Origin of the sequence: Bacillus sp. JH7 (assembly GCF_001563515.1) — a bacterium.
In the GTDB taxonomy this organism is placed as follows: Bacteria; Bacillota; Bacilli; order Bacillales; family Bacillaceae_G; genus Bacillus_A; species Bacillus_A cereus.
Map to the genome: position 1 here is coordinate 20,278 of NZ_LPUS01000022.1, position 22,347 is coordinate 42,624.

Genomic DNA, 22,347 nt, shown 5'->3' on the forward strand with positions numbered 1-22,347 from the left:
ACTCATCACGTTTTTTCTGTTCCTTCAACTAATTCAGCAAAAGCTTTCACTTTTCCGTGCGGTTGTTGATTTTCTTTACGTGCTTTCCAGGCGCGCTCTTCTTCTCGCTTCTTTTTAGACATGTTTTTTCAACTCCTTCTTTTCTTTCTCCATGTAGTATTCCAAAATAAGAAAGAAAACTATGCACGTATCAAAAAAGAAGTGGTTTCCCACTTCTTCCACTTTAGCGTTGCAAAATTGCATGTTTCGCCTCTTTTAACTGCGTAAGATGTCTTTGTTCATGCAAATCAAGAAATTGAACCCATTGATACAAATTCAGATCATTAAAAACAGGATGCTTTAATCCATTTTCAAATAAATCTTTTTCATCTATAACACTATGAAGCGCGTGTAATAGTTCTTGGCGTGAATGTTCTAGCAATTGAATTCCTTGCTGTTTTTTCATTAAAGTTTCTGTTGGTTGCATTTGCTGAGGAGCTTCTCGTTTATGTGTGCGATCAAGCGTAAGTTGGAGGTCTTTAAATGGAGTCATGTTTCTTTCCTTTTTTTGTAAAGCATATACAAGGGCAGACGTGACAGATTGTTCAACTAAATGCAAGTGGTGTAAAATTTGAATAATGCTCCATTTATCACGGCGTGGCTTTACATTCACTTCTGTGTCATTTAACATTTCAATTTCTGATAATAGCGTGCTTCGAGTAGACTGTAATGAGTTTACTAAACTTTCTAAACTTACATCCATATTAGATTGAAGCATACTTGTTCCCCCCTTTTGTTTGTGAAAAGAGGTGCTCCTTATTAGAAACACCTCTTTAGTATTCTGAATTTTCTTTTATTATCTCATCATTTTCCCATTATGTCGATGTTAAACATGTGAAAAAAAGCGCATGTTTTTTACAATTTTGTGTCGTCAATCGCATGTAACCATGCTTCAATTTCTGTAATAACACTTTTCACACAGCCTTCAGCAAATGGTGATGTTAAATTTGCAACTTCTACTAATTCTAAGAACGATTTACTTCCACCTTGTTGGCACAGATTCACATAATCTTCCCAAGCCTCTTGTCTATTATCTCTTGCACGTTTCCAAAATTGTAGCGCACAGATTTGAGCAAGCGTGTAATCAATATAATAGAACGGCGAACTATAAATATGTCCTTGACGTTGCCAAAAACCACCGCGCTCTAAATAATCATTATCCTCATAATCACGATGCGGTAAATATTTCTTCTCTATGTTACGCCATGCTGTCTTACGCTCTTCCGGTGATGCTTCAGGATTTTCATATACATAATGTTGATATTCGTCAACAGATACACCATAAGGTAAAAACAGGAGTGCTGAACTTAAGTGAGAGAAGTAATATTTATCTGCATCTTCTTCAAAGAATAGCTTCATCCATGGCCATGTAAAGAATTCCATACTCATAGAGTGGATTTCACATGCCTCATATGTTGGCCAATTATATTCTGGAATTTCAAATTTACGACTTTCATATACTTGGAAAGCATGACCTGCTTCATGTGTTAATACATCAATGTCACCAGATGTTCCATTGAAGTTTGAGAAAATAAATGGCGCTTTATAATTCTCAATATATGTACAATATCCGCCACCAGCTTTTCCTTTTTTCGCAACTAAATCTAATAAATCATTATCTAGCATGAAATTGAAAAATTCATCTGTTTCAACCGATAACTCTTTATACATTGTCTTTCCATGATCAACAATCCAATCCGCATCTCCTTTTGGAGTTGGGTTACCTGTAGCAAACTCCAAGTTTTCGTCGTAATAAGCTAACTTCTCTACACCGATACGTGCTTGTTGTCGCTTTCTTAATTCCGTTGTAACGGGAACGATATAATCTAGCACTTGCTGACGGTAATTAGCCACCATCTCCGCATTATAATCTGTACGGTACATTCTTGCATATCCAAGTTCAACAAAGTTTTTGAAACCTAAAGATTTTGCGATTTTCGTTCTCACTTTAACAAGCTCATCATAAATACGATCTAGTTCTTCCTCATTTCCAGCTAAAAATCCGTAGTATGCTTCACTTGCTGCTTTACGTTCGCTTCTTTCTTTTCCTTGCATAAACGGAATCAGTTGCGATAACGTTCTTTCTTCTCCAGCAAAGTCAATTTTTGCAGATGCTAATAACTGTGTATATTGCGATGATAATTTATTTTCTAATTGTAAATCTTTCACGACTTCATCTGAATATGTTTTTAAATCACATTCTGCTAGAGCAAATAATTGTTTTCCATAATACGCCTCTAATTCTTCACGAAATGGAGAATTAATGAGTGCCTTATAATATTTTGTACCATATCCTTGTACAACTGGAGAGAATTCATCAAAGAAATCCTGCTCCTCCTTATAAAAAGTATCCGTCGTATCAACAGAATGGCGAATGTAACAAAGGTTTCCCATTGTACCAAAATCGTTGCGAATCTCATTAATTGAATGAATGACTTGTTTTTGTTCTTCTACAGTTTTTGCGTTATCAAACTTCTCTAAAGCAACAGTAAATTTCTCTTTTAACTCTTCAATATTTGGGCGTTTATATTCATAGTCTTTAAATGACATGAACGAGCCTCCTCTCCATTACATACCTTTATTATAATTCAATACGTATTCTCGAATCCCCTCTTAATTTTCAACAAATTTCGGCAGTGACTGCCATGAGTTCATTACAAATAAAAAAGCCTTGGATTTATTTATCCAAAGCTCCTTTGGAACATATTATTTTTCATACTTCCCAATTTTTTTTAATAAATCAAGTAATTCATCTTTTTCATCTTTCGTTAACATTTCAAAAGACTGATGTATAACTTTCTCATGCCCCGGAAAAATAGAAGCAATAAAGTTCTCGCCAGACTCAGTTAATTGCGCGTAAATAACACGTCTGTCATTCGGACATGGGATTCTCTTTACTAATCCCTTTTTCTCCAACTTATCTACAACATATGTAATGCTGCCACTAGCTATTAAAATGCGCTCACCAATTTGCTGGAGTGGTTGACCGCCTTTATGATATAGCAGTTCTAATACAGCAAATTCAGTTGGATTTAACCCGTTACTTTGTATAGATTTATTTGTAGTATCCATAACAGAACGATGTACACGAGATAATGCAATAAATACTTTTAAAGATTGAGAAATATCTTCTCGTTCATTATTTGATGTCATACAACTTTCAACCCTTCACTTAAATTCTCAGCAATAAAAAGAAAATACCACTTCATACTTCATGTGAATTCCGAATGAGCATTCACTCATCCATTTCCTCTCCCCTAATATATTAAAAATCATTCTTGAATAAAAACATGACAATTTTAACATAGTTTATATATAATGATAATAAAAAAAGAAGGAGTACCACATTTGAAAGTCAAATTCCAAAGCATAATTATATATATATTGCTTGTTATCCTACCGACAATAGGGATTGGTGCTACATTTTATTCGTATCATACATATAAAATGAAACAGGAAAACAAATTATCTGCTCATACAGTTCTCTTTTTATATAGAGATTATTTGGATCATCATCTTGGTGAAGCAATTTCTGCTTTAGACATGCTTGCAAAAGTTGTAGGCACCGAGACTGGTAATATAAATGGCATTAAACAAATTGTACATGATACAGATGGAAACGATGCACGCTTTTCTGGTCTATATTACGCTACACCAGAAGGAGTCATTACAATCGCATCTGAAGATGAATCAAAGCCTATAGATGTTTCAGACCGTAAATATATTCAAGACGCGCTCCAAACTAAAAAAACCACTGTATCATCAGTCATTACTGATCGCGTTCTTGGACATAAAGCTATTATGATTGCTGCCCCCATATTTAATAAACAGAAGGAGCTCTCAGGATTATTATTAGCTAGTTTACGCTTTGATTACATTTCCTCTTCTTTAAATGCCATTAAACCACAATACCATTTTGAGGTAACTGATAAACATGATGTAGTTTTTCTAACCGATGATAATAACGACACAAGTGATACGCATTCTAATATGCTTACTACCCCACTCCAAAGATTAAATTGGAAGGTCTCTGTTTCTCCATTACCCATTCATCAAAAAACCTTATACCAGTGGGTTGCAATAGAGTGTATAGCTACTTTATTTTTAATGTCTATTTTATTTTTGCTTGCTCAATATATGTTGTTAAAACGTCAAACAAAACTTGAAAGACAACAAAATGAACTACAGAAAATTGAATTAGTTGGAACTTTTGCAGCGAGTACAGCACACGAAATCCGTAATCCTCTTACTGGAATTAAAGGACTCGTCGCTCTATTAAAAGAGAAATATAAAGATGAACAAGATCAGTTCTACTTTTCCGTAATTGAACAAGAAATAGAGCGAATCAATGAAATTGTAAGTGAATTTCTTATTCTAGGAAAGCCAACCGCCATCATCGAACAAACATATGATGTAAGAACAATTCTAAATGAGGTAGCATTAATTATTCAATCTGAGGCGAATTTACATAACATTGTATTCCATTTACATTTGCCAGACCATCCTGTTCATATCCGTTGTTCGAAAGACCATATGAAACAAGTGGTTTTAAACATTACCAAAAATGCAATTGAGGCCATGACTTCTAATGATACACTAACCATTGTAGTAAAAAACAATGAAACACACGCACAACTGCATATTACAGATACTGGAAAAGGGATTCCGCAACATATTCAAAAACACCTCTTTCATCCGTTCTTTACTAATAAAGATACTGGAACAGGTCTTGGACTTGTCATATGTAAACGAATTGTAGAGATGTATAATGGGCATATTTTTATCGACAGTACAGAAAATGAAGGAACGACAGTTCATATCGAAATTCCGTTACACATAGTATAATTATCCTTATCCTATAAGGGTAATTATACTTATTTCATAAAACCAGCCACAAGCATTCGCCAAAAATTATTTGATTTTCCTTCATACCCGATTTGGAAAATAGGTATTTTTATAATTGAAAACCATTTCGGTGTTTGTTTTTCTTTATAACATTGATATTGTAAAATAAGCTTGTCCAATTCTTGACTAACTTGAATTGTCTCCCTACTATTTAGCCCACTTGTTAATCCTAGTTGAATCATTTCTTCACGTTTCATATGAATATCACGTGAAAGCTTTTCTAATGTGTACTTCCTTTTTACAGTAAACATCCATATCCCCCTTATTATACTTCCATGCTCTTAACTTCACTTCTCCATTGACTTTTTTTAACTACTTAATCATATGCAAATTTGAAGAATCAGAAAATTTAACATTTTCTCCCTGTAATTTACAAATCTTTACCCTCACTTTGAGAATTATTACAAATTATTCTATCTTTGTAAATACATTCGCAATAATAGACATTTTTTTCATCTTCTTTTTTTATAAATTCTACGTAAACCGGGGATTCTTAATTTTCCACCTACTTTTCTTCGACATTTTTTGTTTAATTTATATAAAAAAGCAAAACATAATGATGATTGATAAAGTGAAACTTTAATCAGTGTTTTTTTGTTCAGCCCCCACTGATAATTAGCATTCACCAATCGGGTAGGCAGTGAATCTCCCACCTATCCAGCCCAATGTTGAGGTGGGAGTCTTACTACCCACAAATAGCAGGATAACAATAGAAAGGAAATATTTATATGCGAAAATATACGATTGCATTATTCATCATTGTTTTGTTTTTACCGTCTTTCTTATTTCCTATTCAAGCAAATGCTCATACGAATAAAGTTGCTATTGTCATTGATGATTTCGGTAATAATATGAAGGGGACTAATCAAATGTTATCACTTCCCATTCCACTCACTGTTGCTGTTATGCCTTTTCTTCCTTCCACAAAAGAAGACGCAATAGCTGCCCATAAGAAAGGACATGAAGTTATTATACATATGCCAATGGAACCTATAAAAGGTAAAAAAGAATGGCTTGGGCCGAAAGCAATTACAACTGATTTAAGCGATGAAGAAATAAACAACCGACTTGAACAAGCGATTCAAGAAGTACCGCATGCAATTGGAATGAACAATCATATGGGGTCAAAAGTAACAGCGGATGAAAGAATTGTTCGCCTTATACTTGCTGCTTGTAAAAAACACGGTTTATTTTACTTAGATAGTAAAACGAATCCTAATAGTGTCGTCCCAAAAATCGGAAAAGAATTAGGAGTTCCTATTATTGAAAACCAACTATTTTTTGATGATGTATATACAGCAGGGCATATTTCAAAACAAGCCCAATTACTCATCAAAAAAATTCAAGAAAAACCTATTATGGTAGCTATCGGGCATGTGGGCCCCCCAGGTGAAATTACATCACGCGTTATTGAAACTTCTATCCCTAAAATTCGTGAGCATGCAGACTTTATTTTCTTATCTGATCTAGCATTATCCCCGCCTCCTGTTTCAAAATAAAGTTCATTACTCACATATAATCAGCCCTCACCAATTGGGCTTTTACAGGTAACACCCGCCCACCTAACTTCTTTGCTTTCACCAAATTTTGAGGCGTGGATTTTACTACCCACAAATAGTGGGACAAAAAAGTACCTATCTATATATAACAGATAGGTACTTTTCTTTTTAACTTAAATATAATCTACGTGACTCACTCTGAATCCTTTTTTCTCTATTTTTCCGATTAATTGCTTTAATTTTGTTTCATCTAACTCATCTGATATATTTACAATAACGCGGCGGATATATTGATCACCGTTATCTAGCGTAAATAGGCCACCGATATTATATGCTTTTAACAATGTCCCAAGCTCTTTAATCGTTCCCTTACAATCTTGTGTTGCAATTGTTAATATATAACCACCTGTTCGCATACCAAATGAATCTTCAATAACATCAAATATATTCGAATGCGTTAACATACCGACAAATTCATTATAATCATTTAGCACGGCTAAAAACGGAAGCCGACGAATTACATAAAAGGCTCTGAAGAAGGAATCCTTTTCAAAAATAAATGCATTGGAATCGTCGAGCATATCCCCTGCACTTACATGCTCTAATCCGCTATTGCATTTTTTTTCTAATAAATCTACTTTATAAATAATCCCCGTGAATTTCTTCTCATCTTCTGCTAATACCGGGATGGCTCGAAATCCCGTTTCGTTCATCATTTGCAGTGCCTCTTCACCAGAATCATTTATTTTGCAAAATGTTACTTGCTGCTTTGGCAGAAAATGATATTTAACTCGCAAAATATGTTCCTCCTTACATGTCAACATGTAGTCTATATATAATAAGGAGACCTATATTTTATGAGTGAAATTATTTTTAAAACGCTTTCATTTATTTATTAACTTGTAGCTATATCACATCCATTTTTATATAACAGAGCTTCTTGCCCCCTTAATCATTAATAACTTTACATGATAGTTCATTAAATATTCTATACCCTCTAGCCATTTTTTCGCCTCTTCTGGCGTTTTTCCCCACACAATCATGCCGTAATTATGAACAAGAACTACCCCTCCACCTTCAATGAAATTCGGAACATTCCTTTCTAATAAATCAGCGAATTTTTTTTCATCTTCTACAATTGGAATTGTCATTTCTGTTATACCTTCTTTTCCGAAAACACGCTCCACACTGCGTTTATCGAACGTTACTTCTCCTTCTTCCCCATATAACTCTGATATTAAATGACTATCTACAGTCTGCACTTGTAAAATACATCCTGCACTACTTTTTTTATAAATATCCGCATGCATAAATGACTCTGCAGCTGGTTTTTCTTCATTTTCAAATACTGACTCGCACATGCAATTTACGACAATAAAATCTTCTTCCGAAAATAGCCCTTTATCTCTTCCTTCAACATTTACTAAGAATGTTAACGGCTCTTTTGACGTACATAGCGATAAGCTAATTTTGGTACCATAAAACCAATCACGAAGTGCCAATTCAGATTTCACATCTTTTAATTCATTCCATTTCTTCAGAAAAAATAACATTTCGTCACCCCCGGCATAATATTCATATAAGGTTCAAATCCTTTCTATGTAAAAGGAATATTTTTTGATTATTCTAAAAATTAATTGAATTATCACATGAGAACGCTTTTTTGTCAATATAGTTTCGTGGTTCTTCTTTAAAATAGGCTATTCATATGTCTATACTCCTATCTATTTCCTATTTCATTTTGTACATAAAAATACGCTACTCTTTAATTAAAGAATAGCGTATTTTCCTCATTTTTTATTCCGCATTAACGGGCAGCCCGATTAGTGAGGGCTAATAATCAGTGGGGAATGAACAAAACCCCCACTGATTAAAGTTTCACTTTATTTCTTTATTGCATTATATAAAAACTGTGCATATTGTTCACGTGTTACGAAATTATCTCCTAAAAAATTCCCTTCCCCATCGCCTTTTGATATTTTATTATCCACTAAAGCTTTCACATATCCTTTCGCCCAATGGTCATTTGGTATATCTTTAAAATTCTCTGCACTATTTTCATTTTCTTTTAACTGAAATACTCTTTGTAATACTACTGACATTTCATATCGAGTTAATACTCCATCTGGACGGAACATACCATTTCCATAGCCTGTCATAATTCCAGCTTGAACCACTGCATCAATAGCCGTTTCATACATATTTCCTTTCGTATCTGTAAATGCCGTTTTTGGTACTAGATTATTTTCTAATTTTAAATACCTTTGTATTAGAAGAGCTACTTGTCCACGAGTAATGTTATCACCAAATCCAAATTCACCATTTCCATAGCCTATAAATAATTTTTCTTTCGCTAAGTAATTAATTGCTTCTTCTGACCAATGTCCCTTTGGTACATCTTTAAATTCTACCACTTCTGTTTTCTCATCTTCTTTAGACGTATTACCGTCTTTACTTTCTACTACATTTTGAATAACAGACCCTGTAAAGAAAATTCCTGTATCCGCGAATGGATCTTTCACACCAAATTCATATATTTTCTCACCTGGTGTACTCCATTTCACTACACCATTACTATACGTACCGTTATCGCTCTTCAGACGGATTTTCGTAGAAACCTCACCATCTTTTTCATATATAGGTACTTTTACTTCTTTATTTACTTCTGTTTCCTCTAAAAATACTTTTTGATTTTGGACATTAATATAAGCCGTCTTACTTAGTTCTATAACTGGTCGCACATCACGGATTTCATTTGCAACAAAACTTAGAAATACTAATTTTTTCAAATTACTAACTGGTGATAAGTCTGAAATATAATTCGCTTCTAAATCAAGCTTTTGTAAGTTTACTAAACTTGATAATGGCGTAATATCCTTTAACTCATTGTTAGGTAAGTGTAATTGTTTTAACTGTGTCATCTTACTTAGAGGAGTAACATCTTTTATTTCATTTTTCCCGATCCACAATTCTTCTAATTGCTTCATTTGCTCAATGCCGGATAAATCTTTAACTTTATTACGTGTTAATACTAAGTCTGTTAAAGGTAATGAATATAACGCTTTAATATCTTCAATTTGATTACCTGCTAAAGTTAAGTATGTTACATTTTTCAAAGCGCTTAATGGAGCAACGTTCGTAATTTTATTATTTGCTAAATTCAAATAATCTAGTTGTTCCATTTTCGCTAATGCTGTTACATCTTCTATTTGGTTGCCTGATAGAAATAAACTTTTTACATTTTTCATTTCAGTTAGTGGTGCAACGTTTGTAATTTTATTATTACTTAAATCAAGAGATTCTAAATTATCCATCTTAACAAGTGGCGTTACATCTGAAAATTCATTACCACGCAAAGCTAAATGACTTAATTGCTTTAAGTTCACAAAGAACGACGGATCTTTTATCTTCGCATTCGCAACTGTTAAAGATTTTAAATTTGGCATATATTTTAATGCACTATAATCAAGTATCTCATTTGTATTTAAAAACAAATCCTTTACTTGTAATAAATCTTCTTTCGTAATTGGTGTATTTAAATCTTTTCTATTAAATACTTTTTTATTAACAAGCTCTCTTAATTTCTTATCTGTTATCATATTTTGATTATCAACTGGATTATCCGTTTCCGTATTGCCTGAATTAGAGTTATCATCTGGTTTCTCTGTTTCTTTGTTACCTACAGTTGGATCTTTAATTTCAAATTGAACTTGATATTTGTGATCATATCCAATAGCTGGAATAAGTATATGCATTTGCATATTGTGCTTCTTCTCAAACTCACCAATTTCAAATTGAACTACTTTCGTTCCATTCTTCCTCTTATCTTCTGACAAAACCTTCACATCATGAAATACACCAGGCTGGTTTCTATCTTCTATTCTAAGATATTGAAAATAATCACTATCTTGCATTGTTACAGTGACAATTTTTTTGCCAGCTGCAATCGTTACTTTAGGATCTTTTATATATTGAGAAACCATAGATGGCTCATCTTTTTGGTCCTTATATATTTTAATCTCAGTATCATACGTGCGATCACTCGCTGCTGCTACCGATTGATTTGCTTCAACTTTTAATGCCGCTAATGCTGGAGTAGAGTACGTAGCAAATGGAATTGCTAATGTTGTCGCTACTACTAGCGCCTTCATGTAATTTTTTTTCAAAATAATATCCCCTATCATATATAATCTTTACAATTGATAAGTATTATCAATTATCCACAAATAAATGATAATGAATATCATTATCATTGTCAATGAGAATATTACATTAAATTTATATTTTTAAAGATAAAAAAATAAAAAAGCCCTTTATTCAAAGGGCTTTTTTACCTATCGTATGAAGAATTTCACTTTTTTCCTTCTCATTGATGACACCGATTTTTTGCAAAATATTCGCGTACAATACAAGTTTATTATATATTCGTTCTGACATGTTCTCCCTTCTTTCCTTCGACCAACTTTTTTTGTATTGGTAAATTATATGAAAGAGGTGAGAAAATGTGTCCACTTTTTGCATAACTGCAAATCTTTTATTTTACAATTTACAGATAATAAAACTCCCTCCTAAAAATTAGGCGGGAGTTTATGTGCTTTCACTGTATTTAACAAACTGTCCACTGAATATTATGCTTCTTAAGTTCTTCTTCAAAGCTATATGGCATTTTTTTATCACAAATTACGTGTTGAATACGCGAAATTGCTGCTATACGATAATTCCCTTTCACGCCTACCTTCGTATGATCACATAAAATATATGTTTTCTCAGCTAATTTCATCATCGCCTCTGACAATTTCGCTTTCTCTAATTCAAAGCTGGAAACTCCAAAACTAGGTAATAACCCATCAATCGAAACGAACGCTTTATGAAAATGAAATTGCTGTATGACTTGCTGAGAAATAGACCCTGATACACGCGAATGCTTTGGAGATACTTTTCCACCTATAAACAAAACTTCACCGTGAAACATCTTTTTATTAATAGAAGAAATTAATTGTGTTGCGACTGGAAATGAACTTGTTACAATCGTTAAGTTTTTACGATGAACAAGGTATGGAACCATTTGAAGCGGTGTACTTCCATCATCAATTGCAATGACATCACCGTCTTCTACAAATGTCGCTGCTTTATAACCAATTCTTTTCTTCTCTTCTATATGTAGCATTTCTCTTTCTAACATTGGTGCCTCTACTCCAGCGCCTGGAAGTTGAACAGCTCCACCATACACTTTTTTCAGCTTCTTTTCACGATCTAATTCTTCTAAATATCGACGAATCGTTTCTGTTGATACAGCAAATTCTCTCGCTAATTCTGAAACCTTTACTTTCCCTTTAAATTCTACCTTTTCAAGAATGGTTCGCTTTCTTTCTTCTCCTACTACAGACATAGCTTCACCTCATTTATATCTCCCTTATAAACGTCCTTACTTATACAAAGCTATAATTTTCTTTATAAGTAGAAACTTCTTCATGAATATGAATACCGCGCTTTGCTAGCTCATCAAAAATCAATTGTGGATTTTCAAAGGCTTCTTCAGGCGTAACAACACCCACCCTATTTACATTTCCATTTGCAATTAACTCTGCAGCAATCCCAAATGGAATACCGACGTTTCTCGTATACGCTCTTAATTTTTCCCATCCTACAACAGAACCATCAGATAACGGATGTGTATGATATAACACATGTCTTTGCTTCTCATTATTTTTCATACCTATTACTTCTACATGAAGTGCATAACCATAAAGCTCTGTTTCTTGCCCTTCTTTCGATTGCAATAAATACTGTGAAATACAATCCATAATGCCTATTTCTTTCCCGTTTATTTCAATCTGATCATTACGCAATATGCCGTAATCATATAAAGCACGTACAAGTTGCATATTTTGCTGTGGCCAAGTTCCTCTCGTCTCTATCAGTTTGACACCTTTATTTTCTAATGCCTTTGCTAGCGTAATCGTTTCAGAATGCGGAATGATATACTGCGTTGCCTTACCATAAGGCTCTGGCAATTCTATTTCTCTCGGACGCGCAAACGGAGGTACTTGCTTAAATTCACCATCTTCATACACTGTACGCGATGGTAAATATGGATCATATTCATATGTCGTTGTCTCTGTAATTGATGCAGAAAAAGCAATCGGACGATACGAACCGTGACTTACACGGACAGACTCTACAGTATCCAATTGATTTGCTGCATGCATTGCCATCATTTGCGTTACACCCGGCGTCATGCCAAATCCAGGTAAACATATCTTTTCATTTTCAACAAATATAGCATGCGATTCATTTTCTTCACCAAATCCATTTAAGTTCACACCGTGACATCCTGCTTCTGCAATACAGCGGGTCGACAATCTGTTTAACTTTATCGTCGTACCGTCCATTACAATGTCATAACCAATCATTTTTGCAACCGTATCCTCGTGATCCGTTACATCTACTTTTACAAAATCAACACGAGGGTCGTTGAGCCATTCTACTACTTTACGGCCCTCTACCTCGTTAAAATCAGCTACTGTAATTGTCTCAAAAGATGAAAATTGAACTAAATCCAAAATAGCTTCGCGACAAATTTTACCTGCTCCACCTAAGCAAAACACTTTCACCCAATAACAGCTCCTTTAGCAATACTATCAACTAAGCGATTAATATCTTGTTCATGTACATCACCGATATTTCCAATGCGGAACGTATCTACTTTCGAAATTTTCCCAGGGTAAATAACAAATCCATAACGCTTTAATTCGTTATATAACTGTTGAAACTCGAATCCCTCTTTTGGATAAATGAAAGATGTAATAATAGGAGATTGGTATTCCTCATCTACTAGTGGCTTAAATCCGATTTCTCCCATTCTATTTACTAGTAGTTTTTGATTGTTGTAATATCGATTGTAACGCGCTCTTACTCCTCCCTCTTTTTCTAGTTCAAGTAGTGCTTGATAAAAAGCATGTACAACATGTGTAGGTGAAGTAAAACGCCATTTCCCATTTTGTTTTTCCATCGTTTCCCATTGATCATATAAATCAAGAGATAAAGAGCGTCCTTGCCCTTTACACTTCAATAATTCATCACGTTTTGCGATTACAAATCCGAATCCAGGAACCCCTTGAATACACTTATTCGCACTACTAATTAAAAAATCAATTTGTAAATCAGCAATGTCTATTTCAATCCCGCCGAAACTACTCATCGCATCAACAATTGTAACCTTTCCATACTGTTTTCCTAATTTACATACATCTACAATTGGATTTATAATGCCTGTCGTCGTTTCGCAATGAACAACTGCAATATGCGTAATCTCTTTATCTTCTTGCAATAACTTCTCTACTTCTACAATATTAGTAGGTTCCCACTCTTCTGTTTGACTGACCACTACATCAATCTGTAACATCTCTGCCATTTGCACAATGCGCTTACCGTACGCACCATTTGTACAAACGAGAATCTTCCCATTTGCCGGAATAACAGAACCAATTACTGCTTCAACTGAAAACGTACCGCTTCCTTGCATTAACACTGTTGTATATTTCTCTTCTTCCTTCGTCGCTAACGATACAAGTTTAGCTCTTACTTCTTGCACCATCGTATTATATTCATCATCCCACGTACACCAATCGTATAGCATAACTTCTTTTACTGATTTTGTTGTCGTTAATGGTCCTGGTGTTAATAATAAGTAGTGATTTTCAGTCATGATCCTATTCCCCTTTTATGAAATAATAAGTTCTTGTTTCTCGATATGTTCCATTACGCTTTCGAGTTCCTGCATCGTTTCTATCGTAAAGTGCGCCCCATTTTCAACGAAACGATTGCGAACTACTTCTATTTTTTCACGAAGTTCTACCGAATCCATATTCTCCACTTCCTCTTCCGTTAAACCGAGCTCGCTACTGCCAAGAATTACACCAACTGTCCACATTCCAGCATTTCTACCTTCTTTCATATCTGATACTGTGTCCCCAACTTTTATCATATGGTTCATCGGATACACACCAAGTTCCATTGCATTTTTATAGCACATCCATGGATATGGACGGCCTGCTGGAACATCATCTGGCGTAACAAGAAAATCAGGTTTATATCCTTGTAACGCTGCTTCCTTTGCTACAATATCCATCATTTCTCTCGTATAACCAGTCGTTGAACCAATTTTAATTCCTCTTTCACGTAAAGAAGCAATCACTTCTTTTACTCCATTAATCGGCGAAGCATAGCGTGGTAAAATAGCGAAGAGAATCTCTTCAAATTCTTCATACATCTCCTGAATGTCTGCTTCTGTTGGTAATTGTTGGAAAACACGATTCCACTCACTCGCAATACGAGGCATCTCAGTAAGTGCCCTTACATGATCTATTTTTAATAACCCCATTGGCTTACGAGCTTCTTCTGCTGTAATTGCTACACCCCGTTTATGAAAAATCTCCATGAATACTTCTAGTGGTGCAAAACATCCGTAATCAACTGTTGTCCCTGCCCAATCAAAAATAACTGCTTCAATTTTCATTCTGTCCATCACCTTTCTTACTTATCTTTTTTGCCATTGTGAAGTTCGGTTACGAAGTGCTTTCGTTCCCCATTCATATACAACTCTTACTACAATATTTGTAACAACAATAAGCACACTCATTGCAGCTGCTGGCGCCACATTTCCTGCATCATCCATATTTACGATTGATACGGCAGCTAGTTTAAAATCAGCTGCATATAGGAATACAACTGCCGATACAGTTACCATTGAATTTACGAAGTAGTACATTACCATTTCTAAAATTGCTGGTAAACACATTGGTACCGTTACTCTAAAGAATGTTTTATAAAACGGAATACCCATCGACTGCGAAACAAGCTCAAACTCTCGATCTAATTTCTTTAAAGCAGTCGTTGCCGTGACAAATGTTACAGAATAAAAATGAATGATATTTACTAGTACTAACACAGCGATTGTTCCGTATAAAGAATGAAACGGGTTCGTTACTGATAGTCCCAAAATTTGAATCGTTGGTTGACTAAAGAAAAAGACATATCCTAATCCGAGTACTAAACCTGGTATGGCTAAAGGAACGATAGAGAAAAAGTAACCTGTTTTTCGGAAGAATTGTAGCTGGTCTATTTTCTCAATTGCATATGCAAATACAAATGTTAAAATCGCCCCAATAACTGCTGTAACTGCTGAAACAATTACGCTATTTTTAAATGCTTCAAGTCCATCTCCTGTTAAACTCGAAAAATTAAAATGCTCAAATGTAAAACTCATATTATATGGCCATACTTTCACACTTGCAGCAATACCAACTGCCACAAATAACAGAATGATCATAAATGTAATCACACTACAGTATATGAATGAGATGACATCTCTTTTCTTATTAGCTATTATTCTGTATGGTACTGCTTTTGAAGATAAGAAATTCGCCTGCTTTCTTTGCGTAATACGATCAACTGCAAATGCGAATATAGCTGGGATTAATAAAATCATTCCAACTGTTGCACCCATCGACATATTTTGCTGTCCAATTACTTGTTTGTATACGTCAGTAGCAAGCACATTATATTGTCCACCAACAATTTTTGGTGCCCCAAAATCAGTGAAACTAAGTGTAAACACAACAAACATTGCACTAATTAATCCGTACTTTACACTAGGTAAAGTAACCGTGAAAAATTGTTTTGTTTTACTCGCCCCTAGCATATTAGAAGCTTCATATAAACGATAATCGGATCCTTGAAAGGCAATTAGTAATATGAGAAAGGCTTGCGGAAATGTATACATAACTTCAGCTATTACAATTCCTACTGGTCCATATAAAGGGATTTGTATACCTTCAAATAACCCAAACATTCCTTTCGTTACTAGCCCTTGATTACCAAATAAATATGTAAGTGCTATACCGTGCATCATCGTTGGTGCAAACAATGGTAATAACGCTACATACTGAAATACACGCTTTCCAAAAACATTCGTACGGGCAATTGCATATGCGTAAACGAATGCAATTGAAACTGAAATAATTGTTGTTGCGCCCGAAATCCATACCGTATTTTGTAAAGACTGAACTAAAGTTGGTGTTGTAAAATATTTACTGAAATTCGCTAAACCAATGAAAACTCCATCTTTATTATAAAAAGCTTGTGTAAATAGTTGTAATAGTGGTAATACAAGTATGACAAGGAAGGAAAGAATCATACCGATAATTACAAGCCTTTGGATCCATTCCTCTTTCCCTATACTTCTCTTAATCTTTTTTTTCGCACTTTCTACCTTGTAGTTTTCTAACATCTCCATCTATACAATGACCTTCTTTCCATATGACAACATATGATTTTCTGAGAAAGAGATTTGAATCGGCTTTCCTTTTCTAATATCAGCTACTTCTACTTCTGATGCTAATATATCCACTACAATTTTCTCATTATAAAGGTGTGTGTTTTCTTCTACGACTCGCACTTCCGTTCGATATACAGATCCACGAAATTCCATACTTTCCACAACTGTTTTAATACCGTCCTTTTGTACAATTGTTACATGTTCAGGACGAATTGCATGCTCTTCGTTATTTTTCGAAAAGAAATTAATAGAACCAATAAAATCTGCCACAAACGGATTGGCCGGTCTTTGATAAATCTCCTCTGGTGTTCCAATCTGCATAATTTCCGCATGATTCATTACAACAATTTTATCAGCCATCGTTAATGCCTCTTCTTGATCATGCGTGACCATAATAGTTGTTACTCCTACTTTCTCTTGCAAATCACGCATTTCTCTACGTAACTTTTCACGTACTTTTGCATCTAAAGCAGATAACGGCTCATCGAGTAACAAAATATCTGGAGACAGAGCGAGCGCACGTGCAAGTGCCACTCGCTGCTGTTGTCCACCAGACATTTGAGCAGGATATTTATCTTTTACATTCAGCAAATCTACAAGTTTTAACGCCTCTAGCGCTTTCTCTTTTACTTCTACTTTTCCATATTTTTTTGTCTTTAAGCCGTATTCAATATTTTCAAGTGCTGTTAAATTCGGAAATAATGCATACGATTGAAACACCATTCCGAAGTTTCTCTTTCCAGGAGGTAATGCTGTAATATCTTTTCCATTCACAGCTATACTACCTGTTGTTGCCTCTTCTAGCCCTGCTAAAATTCGAAGCAATGTCGTTTTCCCACAACCACTTGGGCCTAATAAACATACAAACTCATTTTTGTTCACAGTAAAAGAAATATCTTTTAACGCTGTAAATGCATCAAACTGTTTTTGAATGTGTTGAATTGATAAATATTCGCTCATTTTTTCTCTCTCCCACTCACTTACTTTTTCGGTTCTGCTTTTTGGCCAAACTCTTTTTCCCATTTTTCTAAAATTTTGTCACGATTTTCTGCTGCCCACTTAAAGTCATTCTTTTTGTATAACTTTTCTGTTACATCTTTAGGGAATCCATCTGGAAGTTTATAATCATTTTTAATTGTCGCAAATCCATTTTTCTCGAAGTATAACTTCATTACATCATCAGTAATCGCCCAATCTAAAAATGCTTGCGCTAATTTTTCATTTTTTGCATTATCTTTTTTAATAAGTGCGTTCGCTTCTACTTCCCAACCTAATCCTTCTTTCGGCAATACAACTTCAACTGGTGCACCTTTTTGTTTCTCTTTCAAAGCACTATAAACCATTGATACGCCAACTGGATATTCACCCGCTCCTGCTAATTTCGCTGGTTTTGATCCTGAATGCGTATAACTTGCCATATTATCATGAAGTTTCTTCATGTAATCCCAGCCTTTATCTTCACCCATGATTTGTAGCCATGCAGAAACTGTTAAAAATCCTGTTCCAGATGATGCTGGATGTGGCATAACAAGTGTTCCTTTATACTCTGGTTTCGTTAAATCTTCATATGATTCTGGCATCGGTAAATTTTTCTTCTTTAACTCTTCTTTATTTACAGCAATCCCCGTCATAAATGCAGTATTTCCTACCCATTTTTCAGGTTGCTTATCATCTTTAAATTGTGGAAGAACACGATCTGCTCCTTTTGGAGAGTATCCTTTTAACATATCTTTTTTATCTAAAGCTAATAGACTTGATGCCGCAGTTCCCCATACAACATCTGCTTGTGTATTTTTCCCTTCAGCTAGCAATTTCGCAGTAATAACTCCTGTTGAATCACGTACAATGTTCAATTTCACATCAGGATATTTCTTTTTAAAGGAATCAAGATAAATTGGTACAAGCTCTTCTTCAATTGCTGTGTAAACAGTTAATGATCCAGATAATTTGTCATCTTTCACTTTCGCTCCAGCACTTTCTTCCTTCTTTGCACCACACCCCATTAATAACGAAAATACCATTCCAGTCGCTACAGCTTTAAAGATTGTTTTTTTCACTGTTTCTCTCTCCTTTTACAAATCTTATGTACAACTCAAATATAAACAACTAGTGTAAAAGCAGTATTAAACCAACATTAATCTTTTGTTTGTTGTTTGTTTTTGTGTAATACGTTGCTACTTCTATGTTTTTTCGCATTTTTCTGCTAATAGAAAACACTAAATTTACAAATAATTAAAAAAACCTTTATAATCCCACAAAAAAATGAGGCGTTTGTAAAAAACGCCTCATTTTTGTTTCCCTTTTTTTGAATTACGATTCGCATACTTTGCGCTATTTTCTCCTTCATACTCTAATGCAAATTCTGCATCTGGTAAGCTTTCTTTCGGAGTTTTATTATTATTGATTGCCGCATTTTGTTTCACTTTTCTTTTTACCAATACATTCACCTGCTCTCAAGAAATCACTTTCTACTCTAGTTTGAAACAACTTAAAATAATTATTACTGGCAAGTGTTAACAAGTACATAAGAGGCGTTAGATGGAAATACTACATATGAAGAAATCATTATAAAAAGGAGCGATAATTTTGAAGAAAAAAGAAAAGATTCAATCACCCATTTTAGACGAAACGCTCCCGCATCAAATGAATTTTCCATCTTTTAAAGGAACAGGAAAAACGATGCAACAACCTTTTGTGAATCAATATAATGTTGTAATTGGAGACAGTAAATATAATTCCGAGAACAGTCCGCTTAACAATTGGAGTGATGAAGTAGATCCTGCCATTATGGCTGGCGATGAGTGGATCCATCCTACAAATGATATTGGGTGGATTTCAGAAGAAAATCAAGAGTTGCTAAAAAACGAAGCGGATAATAAAGATGAAGCTTTCATGCATCCACAATTTGGAATTAACGACTAAAAAACCATTCTACCTAACGTAGGTAGAATGGTTTCATACTATCCAATAATAATCCGCTCTTTCGGGTATTTATAGCGAGGTGGTTGTTCCCTTCCACCACTAGCTAAAATAAATGTTAAAATACCAACGCGTCCGATAAACATAAGCACAATAAGTACAAGTTTCCCAACAGTTGTTAAATCTGGCGTGACACCTGTTGATAGTCCCGTCGTTCCGAAAGCAGAACAAACTTCAACAATTAAGCTCATAAGCGGTACATTTTCCGTAATAGATAAAATGAATAGCGCAGTAGCACATAACAAAATCCCCATCGTCATAACGACAGATGCTTTCAGTACATCCTCTTCATGTAGCTGACGTTTGAAGACTCTAACTGTTCTACCGCCCCTTGCAAAGGTGTATAGTGACAATATACTAACAGCAAATGTAGTTGTACGTATTCCGCCCCCAACCGAACTTGGAGATGCCCCTATAAACATTAATATACTCATAAATAAAAGCGTCGGTTGTGATAATTCACGTATATCCATTGTTGCAAGTCCACCACTTCGCGTCGTCACAGATTGGAATAATGTATAAAATACAGTTTCATGCCATGACTTTCCTACTAAAAAATGATTTCTCTCCAGTAAAAAAATCATAATTGTACCCACAACAACGAGTGCAAAAAATGTTGTTGTCGTCAATTTTGTAAATAATGAAAAACGGAATAATTGTTGTCTCCTTTTACTAAGGAATTGTTTCACTTCCATTAGCACAGGGAAACCAATCGCTCCTAAAATAATTAGTAACATATGAATCATTTGAACAATATAATCTTTTTTATAAGGAATTAATGATTGTCCTGTTAAATCAAATCCGCCGTTCGTAGTCGCACTAACAGCTGCAAAGAAACCGTGAAAATAAGCTTCTTGCCAAGTCGGAAAGTAAAGTAAAAATCTTGTCCCCAATAAGATTGCTCCAATAAGTTCTATTGAAATAATTACAATTAAAATAGAACGCATCAATTCTACGAGACCCGATAAATTTCCTTGATTATGGTCTGCCATAATTAATCTTCTTCTTTGCAAACCAATCTTTTTCCCCGTAATGATCCAAACAAATGTCCCAAGCGCCATAATTCCTAAGCCGCCTAATTGTAAAATAAGAGCTAAAACAATAATTCCTGCTGTAGTAAACGTATCTGAAATCGTAATAACAGACAGTCCCGTAACACTTACCGCACTAACCGATGTAAAAAGCGCATCTATAAATGTCCATTTCACACCAGGCTTCGTAACAAACGGTAAACTAAGCAATATCACCGATACAACTACCGCTAATAAATAAAACAAAACGATGAGTTGTACAGGACGTAATTTTTGTAAAAACTTTTTTATATCTCTCATTCCATCACTTCGCTACCTTTTTTCTATCGATTAAATAAAGAAAAATCTTTACTTTCTTTATTTGTAAATAACTGCTCAAATAATTTGGCAAAGACCATTCCATATACAGTTCCATTACCTCCATACGGCAATGCATAAAACAAATTATGTATCTTTTCGTCTTCTTTTAAAATGGGGAGACCATCATGAGTACCACCAAATGCGGCTGCCCAATAGTAGTCTGCCTGTATATTTTTATACTGCGGGAACATCTCTTTTACAATATTAATAAGGATATCACGCTTATGCAATAATTTCGTATCACCAATTGTTTGAATTTGTAGCGCTTCATCTAATCCGCCTACAATAATGCGGTTTCGATACGTTCGAAAATATAAGTAGGGCCGTGCCGTTTCCCAAATTAACGATCGCTCATGCCAGCCTTCAAATTGATCTATTTCATTTGTTACAATTGCATAAGAGGTGTCTACTGTTGTATTTTTTTCTTTCTTTCCAAAAAGCGCCTCATAACCTGTCGCCATAATAATATTCTTTGCTACAATTTGATTTCCTGTTTTCGTGTAACAAATTAAATCATTTTTGCGTTTTTTTATATGTATTGCCTCTGTATGTTCATATATATTAGCTCCCATTTGGTTTGCTTTATGCAAAAAACTATACGCTAGTAAATACGGATTCACCTCAGCATCACCTTGCGTATATAACGCTGCTTGTTTTGCAAAAGAATAACGTTTCTTAATATCAGCTTCTGTAAAATATTCAACTGGAAATCCATAATTCTGTAACGTATTATATTCCTCTTGTAAAAATGAGACATCCTCACTTTTACTTGCATAATATAAACTATTTCGCGGAATAAAATGGGGATTAATATCAAGAGTCGGTATAACCTCTTCCATTGTTCTTAGCGCTTCATAACAAAGCTTATATGCTCGTACCCCTTTTTCTTTACCAAATGTATGAATAAGAGAGGTTAACGATTTATCATGAAGAAATTGTAGTAAACCTGTATTAGCAGCTGTGCTACCACACACAATTGCTCTTTTTTCAATAAGTGTAACACTCATGCCAATTTTCGCTAACGAATGCGCTATATGAGCACCGGCTTCGCCGCTTCCAACTACGAGCACATCACATATCATATCATTTTCTAACAGTGGATAACAAGGTACAGAAACTCCTGTATTCCAAAACAACTTACCCATCATAAGTTTCATAATTATACTCCTAAAATATAAATTTCTCCTTTCTATGT

General features: G+C 34.6%; 21 protein-coding genes. 3 read left to right on the plus strand and 18 right to left on the minus strand.

Annotated features, from left to right (window positions below; all coding sequences use genetic code 11):
- Positions 1-5 precede the first annotated feature (5 nt).
- The 4 genes from AU379_RS31015 to AU379_RS20690 form a co-directional block, all read right to left on the minus strand.
- Complete coding sequence (locus AU379_RS31015) at positions 6-122, minus strand: DUF6254 family protein (protein ID WP_000038355.1); 117 nt, start codon at positions 120-122, stop codon at positions 6-8.
- 101 nt (positions 123-223) lie between these two features.
- Positions 224-757, minus strand: coding sequence for a DinB family protein (locus AU379_RS20680; RefSeq protein WP_000941970.1), 534 nt, complete (start codon positions 755-757; stop codon positions 224-226).
- A 137-nt stretch (positions 758-894) separates the two neighbouring features.
- Positions 895-2,589 (minus strand): M3 family oligoendopeptidase, encoded by a 1,695-nt coding sequence (locus tag AU379_RS20685; RefSeq protein WP_061139678.1) that lies wholly within the window; start codon positions 2,587-2,589, stop codon positions 895-897.
- 156 nt (positions 2,590-2,745) lie between these two features.
- Positions 2,746-3,192 (minus strand): MarR family transcriptional regulator, encoded by a 447-nt coding sequence (locus AU379_RS20690; protein WP_000203336.1) that lies wholly within the window; start codon positions 3,190-3,192, stop codon positions 2,746-2,748.
- A 195-nt stretch (positions 3,193-3,387) separates the two neighbouring features.
- On the opposite strand from AU379_RS20690, the gene AU379_RS20695 reads away from it, so the two are divergent.
- Complete coding sequence (locus tag AU379_RS20695; protein WP_000865053.1) at positions 3,388-4,884, plus strand: DUF3149 domain-containing protein; 1,497 nt, start codon at positions 3,388-3,390, stop codon at positions 4,882-4,884.
- Between the two features lie 29 nt (positions 4,885-4,913).
- Here the strand turns inward: AU379_RS20695 and AU379_RS20700 are convergent, their stop codons facing one another.
- The gene (locus AU379_RS20700) at positions 4,914-5,195 is read right to left on the minus strand and encodes an aspartyl-phosphate phosphatase Spo0E family protein (protein WP_000495536.1); all 282 of its coding nucleotides are present in this window, start codon (positions 5,193-5,195) and stop codon (positions 4,914-4,916) included.
- A gap of 477 nt (positions 5,196-5,672) precedes the next feature.
- On the opposite strand from AU379_RS20700, the gene AU379_RS20705 reads away from it, so the two are divergent.
- Positions 5,673-6,443: a divergent polysaccharide deacetylase family protein gene (locus AU379_RS20705; RefSeq protein ID WP_001234107.1), complete on the plus strand. Its 771-nt coding sequence runs from the start codon at positions 5,673-5,675 to the stop codon at positions 6,441-6,443.
- Between the two features lie 173 nt (positions 6,444-6,616).
- Here AU379_RS20705 and cbpA read toward each other — a convergent pair whose 3' ends face one another.
- The 11 genes from cbpA to AU379_RS30665 all read right to left on the minus strand — a co-directional run bounded on the left by cbpA (position 6,617) and on the right by AU379_RS30665 (position 19,220).
- Positions 6,617-7,240 carry a cyclic di-AMP binding protein CbpA gene (gene cbpA, locus AU379_RS20710; RefSeq protein ID WP_001264207.1) on the minus strand — a complete coding sequence of 208 codons (624 nt, stop codon included), beginning with the start codon at positions 7,238-7,240 and terminating at the stop codon, positions 6,617-6,619.
- Between the two features lie 126 nt (positions 7,241-7,366).
- The gene (locus AU379_RS20715) at positions 7,367-7,996 is read right to left on the minus strand and encodes a class II aldolase/adducin family protein (RefSeq protein ID WP_000896005.1); all 630 of its coding nucleotides are present in this window, start codon (positions 7,994-7,996) and stop codon (positions 7,367-7,369) included.
- Positions 7,997-8,326: 330 nt separating this feature from the next.
- Positions 8,327-10,627, minus strand: a complete 2,301-nt coding sequence (locus AU379_RS20720; RefSeq protein WP_061139679.1) for an NEAT domain-containing leucine-rich repeat protein — start codon at positions 10,625-10,627, stop codon at positions 8,327-8,329.
- Positions 10,628-11,049: 422 nt separating this feature from the next.
- Complete coding sequence (locus tag AU379_RS20730; protein WP_000117667.1) at positions 11,050-11,832, minus strand: DeoR/GlpR family DNA-binding transcription regulator; 783 nt, start codon at positions 11,830-11,832, stop codon at positions 11,050-11,052.
- A 40-nt stretch (positions 11,833-11,872) separates the two neighbouring features.
- Positions 11,873-13,057 (minus strand): saccharopine dehydrogenase C-terminal domain-containing protein, encoded by a 1,185-nt coding sequence (locus AU379_RS20735; protein WP_000862174.1) that lies wholly within the window; start codon positions 13,055-13,057, stop codon positions 11,873-11,875.
- Positions 13,054-14,151, minus strand: coding sequence for a 2-aminoethylphosphonate--pyruvate transaminase (phnW, locus tag AU379_RS20740; RefSeq protein ID WP_000138230.1), 1,098 nt, complete (start codon positions 14,149-14,151; stop codon positions 13,054-13,056). Before phnW ends, AU379_RS20735 begins: the two co-directional genes overlap by 4 nt.
- A gap of 15 nt (positions 14,152-14,166) precedes the next feature.
- Positions 14,167-14,961: a phosphonoacetaldehyde hydrolase gene (gene phnX, locus AU379_RS20745; RefSeq protein WP_000687363.1), complete on the minus strand. Its 795-nt coding sequence runs from the start codon at positions 14,959-14,961 to the stop codon at positions 14,167-14,169.
- A gap of 21 nt (positions 14,962-14,982) precedes the next feature.
- Complete coding sequence (locus AU379_RS20750) at positions 14,983-16,740, minus strand: putative 2-aminoethylphosphonate ABC transporter permease subunit (RefSeq protein WP_000425518.1); 1,758 nt, start codon at positions 16,738-16,740, stop codon at positions 14,983-14,985.
- Positions 16,741-17,742: a putative 2-aminoethylphosphonate ABC transporter ATP-binding protein gene (locus tag AU379_RS20755; RefSeq protein WP_000006192.1), complete on the minus strand. Its 1,002-nt coding sequence runs from the start codon at positions 17,740-17,742 to the stop codon at positions 16,741-16,743. It abuts the gene before it with no gap.
- Between the two features lie 20 nt (positions 17,743-17,762).
- Complete coding sequence (locus AU379_RS20760; RefSeq protein WP_000750895.1) at positions 17,763-18,839, minus strand: putative 2-aminoethylphosphonate ABC transporter substrate-binding protein; 1,077 nt, start codon at positions 18,837-18,839, stop codon at positions 17,763-17,765.
- 228 nt (positions 18,840-19,067) lie between these two features.
- On the minus strand, positions 19,068-19,220 hold the full coding sequence (locus AU379_RS30665) for a hypothetical protein (RefSeq protein WP_000240799.1): 153 nt from the start codon (positions 19,218-19,220) through the stop codon (positions 19,068-19,070).
- A gap of 148 nt (positions 19,221-19,368) precedes the next feature.
- On the opposite strand from AU379_RS30665, the gene AU379_RS20770 reads away from it, so the two are divergent.
- A complete protein-coding gene (locus AU379_RS20770) occupies positions 19,369-19,704 on the plus strand; it encodes a DUF3905 domain-containing protein (protein ID WP_000726027.1) in 336 nt (111 codons plus the stop codon).
- 38 nt (positions 19,705-19,742) lie between these two features.
- On the opposite strand, the gene AU379_RS20775 is transcribed toward AU379_RS20770, so the two are convergent.
- On the minus strand, positions 19,743-21,092 hold the full coding sequence (locus AU379_RS20775) for a TrkH family potassium uptake protein (protein WP_001204707.1): 1,350 nt from the start codon (positions 21,090-21,092) through the stop codon (positions 19,743-19,745).
- A gap of 23 nt (positions 21,093-21,115) precedes the next feature.
- Positions 21,116-22,309, minus strand: a complete 1,194-nt coding sequence (locus AU379_RS20780) for an FAD-dependent oxidoreductase (protein ID WP_000772521.1) — start codon at positions 22,307-22,309, stop codon at positions 21,116-21,118.
- Between the last annotated feature and the right edge of the window lie 38 nt (positions 22,310-22,347).

Coding starts and splice junctions, on each gene's coding strand:
- AU379_RS31015 (WP_000038355.1), bottom strand. CDS start 122: ATGTCTAAAAAGAAGCGAGAAGAAGAGCGCGCCTGGAAAGCACGTAAA.
- AU379_RS20680 (WP_000941970.1), bottom strand. CDS start 757: ATGCTTCAATCTAATATGGATGTAAGTTTAGAAAGTTTAGTAAACTCA.
- AU379_RS20685 (WP_061139678.1), bottom strand. CDS start 2,589: ATGTCATTTAAAGACTATGAATATAAACGCCCAAATATTGAAGAGTTA.
- AU379_RS20690 (WP_000203336.1), bottom strand. CDS start 3,192: ATGACATCAAATAATGAACGAGAAGATATTTCTCAATCTTTAAAAGTA.
- AU379_RS20700 (WP_000495536.1), bottom strand. CDS start 5,195: ATGTTTACTGTAAAAAGGAAGTACACATTAGAAAAGCTTTCACGTGAT.
- AU379_RS20705 (WP_001234107.1), top strand. CDS start 5,673: ATGCGAAAATATACGATTGCATTATTCATCATTGTTTTGTTTTTACCG.
- AU379_RS20715 (WP_000896005.1), bottom strand. CDS start 7,996: ATGTTATTTTTTCTGAAGAAATGGAATGAATTAAAAGATGTGAAATCT.
- AU379_RS20720 (WP_061139679.1), bottom strand. CDS start 10,627: ATGATAGGGGATATTATTTTGAAAAAAAATTACATGAAGGCGCTAGTA.
- AU379_RS20730 (WP_000117667.1), bottom strand. CDS start 11,832: ATGTCTGTAGTAGGAGAAGAAAGAAAGCGAACCATTCTTGAAAAGGTA.
- phnW (WP_000138230.1), bottom strand. CDS start 14,151: ATGACTGAAAATCACTACTTATTATTAACACCAGGACCATTAACGACA.
- phnX (WP_000687363.1), bottom strand. CDS start 14,961: ATGAAAATTGAAGCAGTTATTTTTGATTGGGCAGGGACAACAGTTGAT.
- AU379_RS20750 (WP_000425518.1), bottom strand. CDS start 16,740: ATGGAGATGTTAGAAAACTACAAGGTAGAAAGTGCGAAAAAAAAGATT.
- AU379_RS20755 (WP_000006192.1), bottom strand. CDS start 17,742: ATGAGCGAATATTTATCAATTCAACACATTCAAAAACAGTTTGATGCA.
- AU379_RS20775 (WP_001204707.1), bottom strand. CDS start 21,092: ATGAGAGATATAAAAAAGTTTTTACAAAAATTACGTCCTGTACAACTC.
- AU379_RS20780 (WP_000772521.1), bottom strand. CDS start 22,309: ATGAAACTTATGATGGGTAAGTTGTTTTGGAATACAGGAGTTTCTGTA.